The following is a 14,131-nucleotide window of genomic DNA, read 5'->3' as shown; positions in this document are numbered from 1 at the left end:
CTGCACCCCGCGTCCTCCGCCCATCCACCGCCATGCGCCATCCCTTCACCGCGCACCGAAGGCGGTACACACGCCAAAAAACCCCACCCTTCGCTCCGCGCCGAAGGGCGGTGCGTGGGCAGGGCCGTAAGCCACTGCGCTCAAACCATCATCCAGCCGCGTACGAGACCGCTTCAGCGGTCTTCCCGTCGTTCCAGCCGGGGGCTTCAGCCCCCGGTGCCGTCCCCGGTGCCGGCGGGTGCCCGCCCCCCGCACCGTCCCCGCCCGCAACCTGCGAAGGCAGGTTTCCCGCGGTTGTTGCAGCGGTTTCAACCGCCGGGTAACCCCTCTCACCCCGCCCGGCTCTCCCGCCCCCTCCCCACCGGCGCCTCCATCCCATACCGCTGGATCAACTCCACCGCCAGCGACAGGTAGCTCCTCGCCCCCGCCGACTGCGCATCGTACGCCAGCACCGGCCGCTCGAAGCTGGGCGCCTCCGCCAGCCGCACGTTGCGCGGAATGACGGTGGCAAAGGTGCGCTCCCCCAGGTGCCCGCGCACCTCCGCCGCCACACTCTGCGCCAGCGAAAGCCGCCCGTCGTACATCGTGATCAGCGCGCCCTCCACCCGCAGCGCGGGATTCAGCGCGCGCACCAACTCGATGTTCTCCAGGAGCTGCGAAAGCCCCTCCAGCGCAAAGAACTCCGCCTGCACCGGCACCAGCACGCTGTCCGCGGCCACCAGGGCGCCCAGCGTAAAGAGCCCCAGCGCGGGCGGGCAGTCCAGCAGCACGAAGTCGTACAGGTCGCGCACGGGGGCGAGCGCCTCGCGCAGGCGTCGCTCGCGGCCGGGAAGGTCCGCCATCTCCACCTCGGCACCCATCAGGTGGTCGCTCGTGGGCACCACGTCCAGGAAGGCGATGTCCGGCGAGCGCACCACGGCGCTGGCCAGCGGGGCGCCGTCGAAGAGCACGCCGTAGAGCGACGAGCGGGCGGAGCCGCGCAGCGCGGCCGGAAGGAGGCCGCTGGAGGCGTTCCCCTGCGGGTCCAGGTCCACCACCAGCGTGCGCTTCTCGGCCGCGGCCAGGCTGGCGCCGAGGTTCACGGCGGTGGTCGTCTTTCCGACGCCGCCCTTCTGGTTGGCAATGGCGATGACGGGCATCGGCTCAGCGCCTCACCGGCGCGAGCGGGTCGCGAACGAGCATGGACGAGTGCTCCGGAGACGGTCGGACTGGGGGGAACCGCGCGGGATTTCAGATGGGAAGGTGGCCCCCAATCTGCGTGCAAACCGGCTGCTCCGCAAGGGTGTTTCAGAGCGCTTCAGCCCCTGTCCGGCCACCGCGCGTGGAGCAGATGAGGGGGTGGGGACGCAACCGGTTGCGGCGCAGTCACTTGCGTGTAACGTATTGGTTTGCATAGGGTTACAAAGGGGTTGACCGGCACGGGGGCGCCCCCTTACTTTGGCGCTCCGGCTTCGGCACCCCTGCTCCAGCCGCCCCGCAAGACCATCCCCCGAACCTTCGAGAACCTGGAATGACGGAAGCCCGCCCAGTTGTCCTGACGCTCCCCTCCGACGTGGCGAACAGGGTGGAAGCGATCCAGCAACGGGACCCGGAGCTCGTGGCGAAGATGCTGCGATACTGCGCGATGCGGGAGACCATCTTCCAGGTGCTGGCGCGGGACACCCAGCAAACAAAAGTCTTGACCTAGTGGCCCGCGGGCCGCACAGTTGACGGGCGCGCGTCCCGGTCCGCCTACAACCCCGTCCTGCATGGCGCAGGAGCCTGCTCTCCGGATCAAATACCTCGACTGGTGCTCGGCGAAAATCGCCGAGCACATTTTCGCGCTGGATCCCGATGGCTTCTGGCTCCTGGCGCAGCGTGCGGGCGAGGCCTCCCGCGTTCCCGCCGCCGTGAGCGCGCCGGCGTGGGGCGGCGATGAGATCGTGGAGACGCTGGTGGGCACCGGCGAAGCCGCCGACCGCCTCCGCGAGCTGATCCTGGCCGTGCACCGCGAGCTGAACCTCCCCGGCCCCGACGAGTGGAGCGCGCTCTACGCCGCCAACCCGGCGACGTACGACCGCGAGATCCTCGGCTTCCGCCCGCCGCGCGCCTGAACGACAGCCTCATACCATCTAGCGGAAGCTGGTGTGCATTCTGACCGGCTTGGTCTCACGCAGAGGCGCAGAGACGCAGGGAGAGAACAACAGAAAAGCCTCACACAGAGGCCACAGAAGGAACTGAAAGCCACAGAGAAAACCTTTAAGCGGTTCTCTCTGTGGCTCTGTGTCTCTGTGTGAGCCATGCAGTTGCGGTTCTCTCCTGCGTCTCTGCGCCTCTGCGTGAGACATCTTGTTCAGCTTTGCACAAACCTCAATGACGAATGGCATCACTTGACCAGAGCGGAAGCGTCAACATACAGGACGCTCTCCGCGCAGCAACCGCACCGTCTTGCGCCAGAGTACGAGCAGACGCCCAGCTTCGCGCTCGCGCTCGGTATAGGGCCGCAACACGTATCCAGGTTCGGGCTCCCGGACGTAAACGCCGCGGGCCCGCATGCGTTCCATCCATGGTGGGGTGATTCCCTGCTCGTTCCGATGGGTTTCCACGCCTCTACCTCATTCCAGCGTGAGTGTCAGAACCCTGGCGCCAAGTCGCGCCATCGACACTCCGCAAACGGGACGCCGCGCTCCAGTCCTCGCGCCTGTACAACAGCCTCACCCAAAGACACAGAGGGCACGGAAAGAACCGCTAGAGGTTCTCTCCGTGCCTTTCCGTTTCCCTCTGTGGCCTCTGTGTGAGGCCTTTCCCGATGTCAGGACGCGCGCCGCCGCATGCGGTGCATCACCCAGGCCTTGAGCTGCGCCTCGTCCGGGCGGGGATGGCCGCGCTCGGTGAGCCACTCGGCCATCCAGGCGGCGAACATCGGTGGCAGGTGGCGCCGGGGGACGTACTGGGCGCCGTCCGCCACGCTGAAGCCCTGCGTCGGCTCCGGTTCCGCGACGTCGCCGGGGCGGAGAAGGCGCAGCGCGCGCGACCGGCCGGGGGTGCGCAGGATGTAGCCCTTCTCCTGCAGCGTGTTCAGGTGCTCGGCCACGGTGGAGATGGCACGGTAGCTGAAGCGCTCCGCCACCTCCTCGTGGCTGGGCGCGTACCCTTTCTCTTCCAGGTATTCCCGCAGGTAGCCCAGTATCTCCACCTGCCGGCGGGTGAGCGGTTCCATGTCCATGCCCCACTGTGGGTTGCGGTTTCCGTCCCGTTCAGCCCGTGCGCTCCACGATCATCAGGCTCCCCGCCGGCCACGCCGCCAGCGTGGGGTGCTCGTCGTCCGCCCGGCCGCGCACCAGGCGGTACGAGCGGCCGTCATCCGCGGGGTGGAATTGGAAGGCGAGCTCGTGCTCCTCGAAGACGCGGAACCAGCGCACCCAATCCGCCTCAGCCGCCGGCGCGTCCGGATCGAAGTCGATGCGGAGCGGTCCCTCGGCGCCGTTGCCGAAGGCGGGGGCGCCGCCTCGCTCCTCCATCCAGAGCCGGATCTCGACCGGATCGCGCGTCCTCTTCGAGCTTCTCATCCCCCACCTCCAATTACGTCGGCTGTTCAGCTTCCGCCCGGCCGCACGTTCGGCATCGGGCGCCCTGTGCTCACCCCGTGCGGCGCAGCGATGCCAGGTTCTTGAGCCGGTCGATCCGCCTGCGCAGCGCGTCAGGGCGGCGCGCCAGCCAGGGGAAGGCGTCCTCCAGGGCGAAGGCGAGCACGCCCGGCACGTCCTCGAAGCCGAGCTCCAGCGCCTGCTGCACCGTGCACACGTACTCCACCACCACGTCGCCGCCGTCGCGAAGCTGGTGGTGGCGGATGCCCAGCCAGCGCAGCTCGGAAAGGACGTTGGCCAGCACTTCGGCGTTCAGCGGGTTCGCCTCCACGCGCGTGCGGGCGGGGAAGGGGGTGTCCAGCCGGATCAGCTCCGCGGCGCGCGGTCCGTCCAGCGGCACCGCCGTGCGTCCCGCGCCGAAGCGCCGCTCCATCAGCCGCACGACCTCGGCGAGGATGCGCTGCGGGTCGGCCGGCTTCACCAGGCAGCCGTCGTAGTGGGCGGTGCCTGAGTGCGCGGCCTCGGAGTCGGCGGTCAGGCGCAGTGCGAGGGTGCCGGTGCACCCCGGCTCGCGGCGAAGCTCCTCCAGGAGGCGCGGGGCCGCGGGGTCGGGAAGGTCCACGATCACCAGGTCCGGGAACCACTCCACCGCCAGCCGCACCGCTTCCTCCTCGGTGCGCGCCTCCACCGCCTCGTAGCGGTTGCGCTGCAGGAGGAGGCGGAGCCCCGTGCGGATCACCTCGTTCTCGGAGACGACCAGCACGCACCCCGGCGCCGTCGCGTCCAGCCAGGCCTCCCTCACCCCTGCTTCGAAGTCGATCATCGTCCGCTCCTCGCGGTGTGTCAGGCGGCCGGCGCGGCGCGCAGGAAGCGCCGCAGCGGGATGGGCCGCTTCATCGCCGGGCCCCACAGGTCGCCGCGCTCCGCCAGCCGCGCGGGCAGGGTGCGCACGGTGAAGGCGTGCAGGTCCAGGTCGTCGGTCAGCTCGTCCCAGCTCAGGGGGGTGGAGACGGTGCCGCCCGGCTTGGCGCGGACGGCGTACACCCCCGCCACCGTCTTCCCCAGGATGTTCTGCAGGTAGTCCACGTACACGGTGCCGCGGGGGCGCCGCTTCACCATCCGCTCGACCGTCGCGATCTTGGGCGCGCGCGCGGCCACGCGGGTGGCGATGAACTGCGCCAGGAGCGTGGAGGTCTCCAGCGGCGTGCGCGCGGGGAGCGGGAGGTAGATGTGCAGCCCGCTGGAGCCCGACGTCTTGAGCGCCCCGTGCAGCCCCGCGCGGTCCAGCTCCTGCTTGACCAGCCGCGCCACCTCCACGACGGTCTGGAAGTCGGTCCCCTCGCCCGGGTCCAGGTCCAGGATCGAGTAGTCGGCGTAGTCCAGCCCGTCGACGCGCGAGTGCCAGGGGTCGTACGAGATGGCGCCGAGCTGCACCGTGTAGAGGAGCGTGGCCAGGTCGCCGCCGATCAGGCGCCGCTTCAGGTCGCCGTCCGGCTCGCGGATCGTCTCCACGCGCACACCCTCCGGCGTGTCAGCGTCGGGGGTCTGCTGATAGAAGGCCTGCCCCTCGATACCGTTGGGGAAGCGGCGCAGCACCAGCGGCCGGTCCTTCATGGCGGGGAGGATGTAGCGTGCCGTCTCCGCGTAATAGCGCAGCAGGTCGCCCTTGGTGATGCCGTCCGCGGGGAAGTAGACCTTGCCCAGGTTGCTGACGGAGAGCTGCTTCCCCTTTCCCAGCGCCACCACGCCGTCGCCGCCCTCGCGCTCGATCGCGTCCAGCCGCTCGGCCACGGAGCCCGCCGCGTGTTTTGGAGCCGGCGCGCCATCCCGCGGCTCTGGTGCCGGCGCGGAGACGCGGGCGTCAGGCTCGCGCACCACGGAGCGCGGGTCCTTGTCGTCGCGGAAGCCGAGGAAGACGGGCTGGCGCAGCTTCCCCGCGGAGGTCCACTCGTTGAAGCGGATCTCCACCACCAGCCTGGGCGTCACCCAGTGCGCCTTCTCGTTGGTGGCGGGCTTCTCCAGAAAGGGCGACGTCTTGCGCTCCAGCGGCTTCATGCGCCGCGCCGCGTCGGCCAGGCCCTTCTGGTCGAAGCCGGTGCCGGTGTGGCCCGCGTAGATGAAGCGCCCCTCCGCGTCGTAGTAGCCCAGGAGGAGCGCACCCACGTGCTGCCGCGAGTTGCGGGGCTCCGTCCATCCGCCCACGACCAGCTCCTGGCGGTTCTCCAGCTTCAGCTTGACCCAATCGCGCGAGCGCTTGCCGGCCGCGTAGCCGCTGGAGGTGCGCTTCGCCACCAGCCCCTCCCACCCGCCGGCGCGGGCGCGCGACATCATCTCGTCCACGTCCGCCGAGCTCTCGCCCAGCCGCAGCACGTCGGTGGCGCGGCCTTCGAGCAGCTCCTCCAGCGCTTCGCGGCGGTCGCTCCACGGCTCGCGCAGCAGGGGGCGCGCGCCGTCCAGCAGCAGGTCGAAGGCGACGAGGGCGGCGGGCTCGCGGGCCGAGCTGTTGGCGATGTCGCGGTCGTTGGTGAGGTGCATACGGCCCTGCAGCGACTCGAAGCGCACCACCTCGCCGTTGCGCACGCCGATCAGCTCGCCGTCCAGCACCACGTCGCGCCCCAGCTCCTGGCGGAAGGCGAGGAGCGCCTCCACGACCTCGGGAAACTGGCGCGCCTTGTCGTTGCCGTTGCGCGTCACCAGCGCCGCCGTGCCGTTCCCCACGAAGGCGAGCACGCGGATGCCGTCGTACTTCGGCTCGAAGGTCCACCCCTCGCCGCTCGGCACCGTGCCCCCGGCGGAGGAGGCGAGCATCGGGAGCACGACAGGGGTTGGCGCGGCGGCGGGGACTGGTTGCGGAGCAGATGTCGCACTGGTGGCACGATTGGAGCGCCACACACGGCGGCCTCCACGGCCGGAGGCGATCTCCTCCATGGTCCGGCCCGTCTCCACTGAAGTGTCGTACTCCGCGGCGGGGTCCAGCCCATCGCCGGAGTGGTCGTCGCGGTGCTTGATGAGGAGCCACTGCGGCTTCGAGCCGCCCTCGCCGCGGCGGGTGCGCACCAGGGCGTAGGAGCCGCGCAGCCGCTCGCCGTGGAAGGTGATGTCCAGCTTCCCCTTCTTGTGCTGCGCGGCGAGGAACTCCTCCGGGTCCTCGTTGGGGAGGACGTCGTCCGCGGTGTAGGTGCCGCGGTCCCACAGCATCACGGTGCCGCCGCCGTACTCGCCGGCCGGGATGGTGCCCTCGAACGTGTTGTACTCCATGGGGTGGTCCTCCACCTCCACGGCCAGGCGGCGGTCCGCCGGGTCGCCGGAGGGGCCCTTGGGCACGGCCCAGCTCTTCATCACCCCGCCCAGCTCCAGCCGCAGGTCGAAGTGCAGGTGGCTGGCCGCGTGCTTCTGCACCACGAAGCCGAGCCCCACCGCCTTCTTCTTTCGCGCACGCGCGCCGCGCGGCTCCGGCGTCTTGCCGAAGTCGCGCTTGGCCTGGTACTCCGCCAGGTCGCCCGCGGGTGCGGAGGTGCGGCGGGGCTTCGCCATGGGCTACGCCGACTTCCGCTTCTTGGGAGCCGCCGCCGCCTTCTTCTTGGCCGCCGCGGGCTTCGACGACTCCTTGATGCTCTCCTGCAGCCGCGCCATCAGGTCGATGACGCCCGTGCTGTCGGGCTCGTCCGCCTCGGCCAGCGACGGCTTCTGGCCCTTGAGCTTGGCCTGGATCACCTCCATCAGGCTCTCGCTGTAGACATCGCGGAACTTGCCGGGATCGAACGGCTCGCTCAGGTTCTCCACGAGCTGCTCCGCCATCTTCAGCTCCTGCGGGCGCAGGTCCTTGACCTCGGGGATGCGCAGCTCGCGCACGTCCACCAGCTCGCGCTCGTAGCGCATGAGCTCCAGCACCAGCGCGTCGCCCACCGCCTTGAGGCCGGCCAGGTGCGTCTTCTTGCGCAGCACGAAGCTGCCGACGCCGATCGACCCGGTGTTCTCCATCGTCTGGCGGAGGAGGACGTAGGCTTTCTCGCCGCCCGGCATGGGGGCCAGGTAGTAGGGCTTGTCGAAGTAGCGCGGATCGACGTCATCCTCCTTGACGAACGCCGCGATCTCGAACGAGCGCGAGGTGGCGCGCTCGGCCTGCTCCAGCTCCTCGTCGGAGATGACGATGTACTTTCCCTTCTCGTACTCGTATCCTTTGACGATCTCGTCGGCCGGAACCTCCTTTCCTTCGCGCTCGCAGACCTTCTTGTAGCGGATGCGCGACTTGTCCTTGGCGTGGAGCTGGTTGAAGCTGATCCCGCTGTGCTCGCGCACCGCGCTGTGCAGCGTCACCGGGATGGTCACCAGACCGAAGCTGATGGCGCCCTTCCAGATCGTGGTAGGCATCTCGTGCCATGCGTGCAATGTTTTACGGCGGGCGGGTTGGACCGCCGGGGATGGGTCCGAAAGGCACTTCGCGTGCCGTAGCAGTTTCTGTAAACACCACACTGACAACGAGTTAGCTGTAAGCAGACAGCTTACAGGCGCGCCGCAACCTTGTGCCTGAGCGGGAGTTCGACGCTATATTCCGGACCACTCCCCGCCGCGGTCCGGGACTTGCCCCTGGCGTAAAGCCCTGTCCGGACCCACAACCCGACGCACACCTCCCATGACGAGCATCGCCACCCCCGCCGTGGAGCCCCGCCGCCCCGGCCAGCTTCTGAAAGAAGAGTTCATCGACCGCGACCCCGGGCTCACGCAGGGCCGCGTGGCGCTTGGGATGGGCGTTTCGCGCCCGCACCTGAACGACCTGCTGAACAAGCGGGAGAAGCGGGTTACGGCGGAGATGGCGCTGCGGCTGGCGCGCTTCTTCGGCACGCGCGCGGAGAGCTGGCTGTACGCGCAGGCGGACTGGGACCTGCACACGGCCCGATCCGACCGCCGCCTGACGGCGCAGGTGGAGCGGATCATCCCATGGTACCGCGAGAACGGCCCCATCTTCCGCCACCCCGCCGAGTCCGCCGCGGCCGCCGCCACCGAGCTCGTCTCGCCGATGAAGCGCGAGGAGATCGCGCAGCGCGTCCGCGACCGCGTGGGCGCCCGCCGCGCTCCCGAGCGGCGCAAGATCGACCCGTCCACCATCCGCTTTCCGCGCAGCGCGTAAAACAGCTAGGGCTCACGCGAAGACGCAAAGACGCAAAGACCTGCAGATGCACGGCTCCTCCACTATCCGTGTGCTGTGTGCAGAGCTTTCCACTTTTCTTTTCTTCGCGTCTTTGCGTCTTTGCGTGAGCCCTGCTGTTGAAGTTCTGGAAGGCTTGTGCAGTCAGGGTAAGTAGCACATTTTGTGGGCACGCTCATGCCTTTTGCGCCACGTGTAGTACGCACTCGCGTGCTACTCCCGCAGCATCCCCGCTCCAGCACCCCCTCCGCACCGGGCACCATGATCCGGACCGTGCAGCTTCCCGCGCACTTCTACCTCGCCCGCGCCACCGTGCCGGGCGGCGAGCCGCGCGACCTTCCGCCGTGGGACGACGCCCGCGACTACGTGACCGACGGCGCCCGCTACGGCGTGCGCTTCGACAACGGCGAGGTGCTCTGGTTCGCCGGCTCCGACCGGTTCCGCGTGGAAGAGCTGCGCGCCGACTTCGCGGGGACCGACCTCGACGCCATCGTGAACGGATTGCGCGCCTACATCGCCGACGACGAACGCCTGCGCGCCCTGTGGGCGGGCGACCTCACCGCACTCGACCGCCTGCGCGCGGAGGAAGCCCGATGAAGTTCGAGTACATCGACCAGGAGCCCGGCGCCCGCATGCTTGTGGTGGGCGTGGGCGGCGGCGGCGGGAACGCCGTCAACCGCATGATCCACGAGCAGTTGGAAGGGGTGGAGTTCATCACGGTGAACACCGATGCTCAGGCGCTCGCCCGCTGCCACTCCGACGTGCGCATCCAGATCGGGCGGAAGCTGACGCGCGGCCTGGGCGCCGGCGCGCGCCCCGAGGTGGGCCGCCACGCGCTCGAAGAGAACGCCGACGACGTGCGCAAGGCGCTGGCGGGCGCGGACCTGGTGTTCGTCACCGCGGGGATGGGCGGCGGCACCGGCACCGGCGCCGGCCCCCTCATCGCCGAGATCGCGCGCGAGCAGGGGGCGCTCACCGTGGCCGTCGTCACCAAGCCCTTTTTGTTCGAGGGGAAGCGGCGGATGAAGCACGCCGAGGAGGGCCTGGAAGCCCTCGCGCGCGCCGCCGACACGCTCGTCGTCGTCCCCAACGAGCGCCTGCTCTCCATCGTGGGGAAGGGGACTTCGTTCGCCGACGCGCTCAAGAAGGCGGACGAGGTGCTGCTGCACGCCACGCAGGGGATCTCGGACCTGATCCGCGTCACGGGCGAGGTGAACGTGGACTTCGCCGACGTCCGCACGGTGATGAGCAACCGCGGCACCGCGCTGATGGGCACCGGCTTCGGGCGCGGCGAGAACCGCGCGGTGGAGGCGGCGCAGGAGGCGATCTCGTCGCCGCTGCTGGACAACATCTCCGTGCGGGGCGCGGCGGGCGTGCTCATCAACATCACCGGCGGGCCTGACCTGTCGCTGGACGACGTGAGCACCGTCTCCTCCACCATCCAGGAGGCCGCCGGCGACCAGGCGGAGATCATCTTCGGCACCGTGCACGACCCGCGCATGGGCGACGAGGTGCGTGTGACCGTGATCGCGACCGGCTTCGAGAAGCTGGTCAAGGAGCCGCCCGTCGTCACGCACCAGGGGCTGGGAGGCCTGGGCCCGCTCGGCCGCAAGCACACCACCCCTCCCAGCGACGCCGCGCCGGACATGACCAAGCCCACCTTTTTGAGGCGCAACTTCGGCGCTTGAACTGCAATCTCACACAGAGACACAGAGGAGCACGGAAAGAACAGCGGAGGGTCTTCTGCGGCTCGTGGTTCTCCTCCGTGTTCTCTGTGTGAGATGAGGGGCTTCGTGGAAAACGCGGGCGCGTGATTCGGTTGGCTGACATCTTGCCGACGAATCATCACATGAGCCAGGAAAAGAAAAGCGAAGAAGCGGAGCGCGCGGCGGCGTTCGAGCGCGGGCGCCAGCGGCGGCTCGGCGGCGAAGAAGGGGCGAAGCTCGAGGCGATCCGCGAGGAGATCCGCGCCGGGAACCCCGCCATCGCCGCGCTCGCCGAGAACGTGCGCGACTACGCCATCTTCCTCCTGAACCCCGACGGAGTCATCGTCTACTGGGGCGAGGGCGCCCACCTGATGAAGTGGTGGACTCGCGAGGAAGCCGAAGGGGGGCACCTCCGCTTCCTGTACCCGGAAGGCGGCTCGGAGGACGGCACGGCCGAGGAGCATCTCCGGCAGGCCGCGGAGAGCGGCGAATACACGGGCGAGGGGCAGCGGGTGCGGCGCGACCTCTCCACCTTTTGGGCCAACGTCACGCTGACCGCGCTCCGCGATCCGGGCGGGGAGCTGTTCGGCTTCTGCAAGGTCACGCGCGACATGACGGCGCGCCGCGCGCTGGAGACCTCCCTCGCCGCCGCCAACTCCGCGCACACCGCCCGCGACGTCGCGCTGAAGCTCGCCGACGAGGCGGACGGCGCGCGCGTGCGCGCCGAAGAGGCGGCGGAGTTCGAGCGCGAGCACTCACGCGGCTCGCGCGAGTACATCACGCGCGTGCTGGAGCCCGAGCTCGCCGACGAGCGCGCCCGCCGCGCCCGGGCGGAGGGCGGGTAGGGGGCCCCACCCCCAGCGTCGCTCCGCGACGCATCCCCCTCCCCCAAAACTGCCTGGGGGAGGGGGGTGCTGTTTTGTGCGCGTTGGCGGGCGGTGGCGTGTGAAGCCGGGTGCCAGAAACGCGTCGGATGATCCGCTCTCGCAAGCGGGCTGCGGCACCCGTCGAGGCACGGGCAGCCACGCGGGGCGGCCCCTACCGGATCTGTGCGCAGGGGCGGGCGTCGGTGCGGGGGCGGGCACGGGCGCGATGAATCGCGCCCCTACAAGGACGGGGCGGCGCCGGGACCTGGATGACGGGACGGATCTCGGCCCAGCCACCCCCTCTCCCAGGCAGTTTTGGGGGAGGGGGATGCGCCGCGGAGCGGCGCTGGGGGTGGGGGCCCTTACCCCTCCAGCACCACCGCCCCCGCCCCCCGCATCTCCAGCCGCCCCTCACGTGTCAGCGTCGCAAGCGAACCCTCCGCCTCGCCGCCGAAGCGCGCTTCCTCGGTGGACAGCAGCAGCCGCCAACCAGACTCAGGCCGCGTCTCGTCGAGCGCGGCGAGGTCGGCGGTGAGGGAGTCGCCGAAGTTGGCGATCACCATCAGGTCCGGCTCGCCCGCGGCGCCGCGGCGGCGCAGGGCCACACCGTCATCGCCCAACACGGCGACGGTGAAGTCCTTGCGGGCGCGGCGCCGGAGGGCGGGGTGCTCTCGGCGCAGGCGCAGGAGCGTGCGGTAGAGCGCCAGGATGCCAGCGTGCGGCGGGCGCTCGCTCTCTTCCCAGCGCAGGCGCGAGCGCTCGAACGTCGCGGGCGACTGCGGGTCCGGGATGCGCTCGCGGTTGGCCGGGTCGCTGAAGGCGGAGAACGACTTGAACTCGTTGCGGCGCCCCTCCGTCACCAGCTTGCCAAGCTCCTCCGGGTGGTCCGTGAAGTACTGGAAGGGCGATGACGCGGCCCACTCCTGCCCCATCCACAGCATCGGCGTGTAGGGGGAGAGGAGGAGGAGCGCGCTGGCGGCGCGGTAGGCGGGGAGCCCCACCACGTCGTGCAGCCGGTCGCCCAGCGGACGGTTCCCCACCTGGTCGTGGTTCTGGATGCAGTGCACGAAGGCGCGCGGCGGAAGGTCCGCGGCCGGGGTGCCCCGCTCCTCGCCGCGGTGCTCCGCGAGCTGCCCCTCGAAGTACCAACCCTTCTGCAGCGTGTCCGCCAGGTCCGCGGCGCTCCCGGTGAAGTCCGCGAAGTAGCTCTCGCGGTCGCCGGCCGTCTTCACGCGCACCTGGTGGTGGAAGTCGTCGGCCCACACGCCGTCCAGCCCCAGCCCTCCCTCGGCGGTGGGGGTCACCACCTGGCGCTCGTTGCGGTCGTCCTCGGCGATCAGCACGAAGTGGCGGCCGGGGACGGAGGCGCGCGCCCGCTCCGCCAGCTCGGTCAGGACGTGGCGCGGCGAGTCGTCCATGATGGCGTGCGTGGCGTCCAGGCGCAGGCCGTCCACGTGGTACTCGATGGCCCAGTGCACGGCGTTCTGGATGACGAACTCGCGCATCGCCGCGCTCCCCTCGCCGTCGTAGTTGACGGCGGCGCCCCAGGGGGTCTGGTGCGCTTCGTTGAAGACCTTGCCGCTGGTGAAGGCGGGAAGGTAGTTCCCCTCCGGCCCGAAGTGGTTGTAGACCACGTCCATCACCACGGCCAGGCCGCGCGCGTGCGCCGCGTCCACCAGCCGGCGCAGCCCCTCCGGCCCGCCGTACGGCGCCGCGGGCGCAAAGAGCCCCACGCCGTCGTACCCCCAGTTGCGCGCGCCGGGGAAGGTGGCCACGGGCATCGGCTCGATGGCCGTCACGCCGAGCTCCACCAGGTCGTCCAGGCGGCGGACCAGCGCGTCAAAGGTCCCCTCCTCCGTGATCGTCCCCACGTGCAGCTCGTAGATGACCATCTCCTCCAGCGGCATCCCCTTCCAGCCGGCGTCGGTCCAGCGGAAGGCGCTCGGGTCCACCACTTCGGACGGGCCGTGCACCCCCTCCGGCTGGGCGCGGCTGGCGGGATCGGGAAAGGTGTCGCCGCCGTCCAGGCGCAGCTTGTAGCGGGCGCCCGCGCCCACTCCCTCCACGAACGCGCTCCAGTACCCCTCGCCCTCCGCCTCCATCGGCACGACGCGCTCGGCATCCGGGCCGTAGAGCACCACGTCCATCGTCTCGTGGCCCGGCGCCCACACGCGAAACCGCGTTCCGTTCTCTTCGACGCTCGCCCCGATGGGGAGCGTGGATACGTCCACTGCGCTCACGTCGTCTCCGGTTCGCTCTTCGTTCGATTCACACAGCACCACCATCGAGCGCCCCTCCATCTTGAGGGTGTCGCAGTCGTGGTAGTGGCGGGTCCCCTCCTCCAGATCCGGCTCGTTCGTGTCCAGCACCACCATCCACCCCCGCGCCGGGCCCACGTCGGGGAGGGTGAAGTCGATCGCCCCGCCGTCCGCGTTGAAGAGGAGCAGAAAGGTGTCGTCGGACATGCGCTGGCCCTGCTCGTCCCACTCCTCCATCTCGCCGCCCAGCACCATCCCGAAGCAGCGCACGAAGCCGGCGTTCCACTCCTCGTCGGTCATCTCGCGGCCGTCGGGGCGCACCCAGGTGACGTCCTTGACGTCCGACCCGCGTATCCCGCGCCCCCGAAAGAACTTGCGGCGGCGGAAGGTGGGGTGGTCGGCCCGCAGCTTCGCCACTCGGCGCGTGAACTCCAGCATGGTGCGGTCTGCGGCGGTGAGATCCCAGTCGATCCAGGAGATCTCGTTGTCCTGGCAGTACGCGTTGTTGTTGCCGCGCTGCGTGCGCCCCATCTCGTCGCCTCCGCAAATCATGGGCACCCCCTGTGACAGGAGCATGGTCGCCATGAAG

At 70.1% G+C, this 14,131-nt stretch carries 13 protein-coding genes; 6 read left to right on the top strand and 7 right to left on the bottom strand.

Annotated features, from left to right (window positions below; all coding sequences use genetic code 11):
- Positions 1–329 precede the first annotated feature (329 nt).
- On the bottom strand, positions 330–1,139 hold the full coding sequence (locus tag VF647_25910) for a ParA family protein (GenBank protein ID HEX8455542.1): 810 nt from the start codon (positions 1,137–1,139) through the stop codon (positions 330–332).
- A 371-nt stretch (positions 1,140–1,510) separates the two neighbouring features.
- Here VF647_25910 and VF647_25905 point away from each other — a divergent pair, with 371 nt between their 5' ends.
- Together VF647_25905 and VF647_25900 are read left to right on the top strand one after the other, a co-directional pair.
- The gene (locus VF647_25905) at positions 1,511–1,687 is read left to right on the top strand and encodes a hypothetical protein (GenBank protein HEX8455541.1); all 177 of its coding nucleotides are present in this window, start codon (positions 1,511–1,513) and stop codon (positions 1,685–1,687) included.
- A gap of 61 nt (positions 1,688–1,748) precedes the next feature.
- Complete coding sequence (locus VF647_25900; protein ID HEX8455540.1) at positions 1,749–2,093, top strand: hypothetical protein; 345 nt, start codon at positions 1,749–1,751, stop codon at positions 2,091–2,093.
- A 698-nt stretch (positions 2,094–2,791) separates the two neighbouring features.
- Here the strand turns inward: VF647_25900 and VF647_25895 are convergent.
- The 5 genes from VF647_25895 to VF647_25875 form a co-directional block, all read right to left on the bottom strand.
- Positions 2,792–3,199, bottom strand: coding sequence for a hypothetical protein (locus VF647_25895; GenBank protein ID HEX8455539.1), 408 nt, complete (start codon positions 3,197–3,199; stop codon positions 2,792–2,794).
- A gap of 37 nt (positions 3,200–3,236) precedes the next feature.
- Positions 3,237–3,548: a hypothetical protein gene (locus VF647_25890; protein ID HEX8455538.1), complete on the bottom strand. Its 312-nt coding sequence runs from the start codon at positions 3,546–3,548 to the stop codon at positions 3,237–3,239.
- A gap of 70 nt (positions 3,549–3,618) precedes the next feature.
- Positions 3,619–4,389: a response regulator gene (locus VF647_25885; protein HEX8455537.1), complete on the bottom strand. Its 771-nt coding sequence runs from the start codon at positions 4,387–4,389 to the stop codon at positions 3,619–3,621.
- Positions 4,390–4,409: 20 nt separating this feature from the next.
- Entirely contained in the window at positions 4,410–7,100 is a 2,691-nt protein-coding gene (gene ligD / locus VF647_25880; protein HEX8455536.1) for a DNA ligase D, read from the bottom strand.
- 3 nt (positions 7,101–7,103) lie between these two features.
- The gene (locus VF647_25875) at positions 7,104–7,937 is read right to left on the bottom strand and encodes a Ku protein (protein ID HEX8455535.1); all 834 of its coding nucleotides are present in this window, start codon (positions 7,935–7,937) and stop codon (positions 7,104–7,106) included.
- Positions 7,938–8,199: 262 nt separating this feature from the next.
- Here VF647_25875 and VF647_25870 point away from each other — a divergent pair, with 262 nt between their 5' ends.
- The 4 genes from VF647_25870 to VF647_25855 all read left to right on the top strand — a co-directional run bounded on the left by VF647_25870 (position 8,200) and on the right by VF647_25855 (position 11,263).
- Positions 8,200–8,694, top strand: coding sequence for a HigA family addiction module antitoxin (locus VF647_25870; protein HEX8455534.1), 495 nt, complete (start codon positions 8,200–8,202; stop codon positions 8,692–8,694).
- 279 nt (positions 8,695–8,973) lie between these two features.
- Positions 8,974–9,309 (top strand): hypothetical protein, encoded by a 336-nt coding sequence (locus tag VF647_25865; GenBank protein ID HEX8455533.1) that lies wholly within the window; start codon positions 8,974–8,976, stop codon positions 9,307–9,309.
- Positions 9,306–10,400 (top strand): cell division protein FtsZ, encoded by a 1,095-nt coding sequence (gene ftsZ / locus VF647_25860; protein ID HEX8455532.1) that lies wholly within the window; start codon positions 9,306–9,308, stop codon positions 10,398–10,400. Before VF647_25865 ends, ftsZ begins: the two co-directional genes overlap by 4 nt.
- Before the next feature lie 161 nt (positions 10,401–10,561).
- Complete coding sequence (locus VF647_25855) at positions 10,562–11,263, top strand: PAS domain-containing protein (protein HEX8455531.1); 702 nt, start codon at positions 10,562–10,564, stop codon at positions 11,261–11,263.
- Between the two features lie 383 nt (positions 11,264–11,646).
- On the opposite strand, the gene treZ is transcribed toward VF647_25855, so the two are convergent.
- Positions 11,647–14,131, bottom strand: a 2,485-nt coding sequence (gene treZ, locus VF647_25850) for a malto-oligosyltrehalose trehalohydrolase (protein HEX8455530.1), incomplete at its 5' end; no start/stop codon positions are given.

This window comes from Longimicrobium sp., assembly GCA_036387335.1.
GTDB lineage: Bacteria > Gemmatimonadota > Gemmatimonadetes > Longimicrobiales > Longimicrobiaceae > Longimicrobium.
This window is presented reverse-complemented; position numbering and strand designations above follow the sequence as displayed.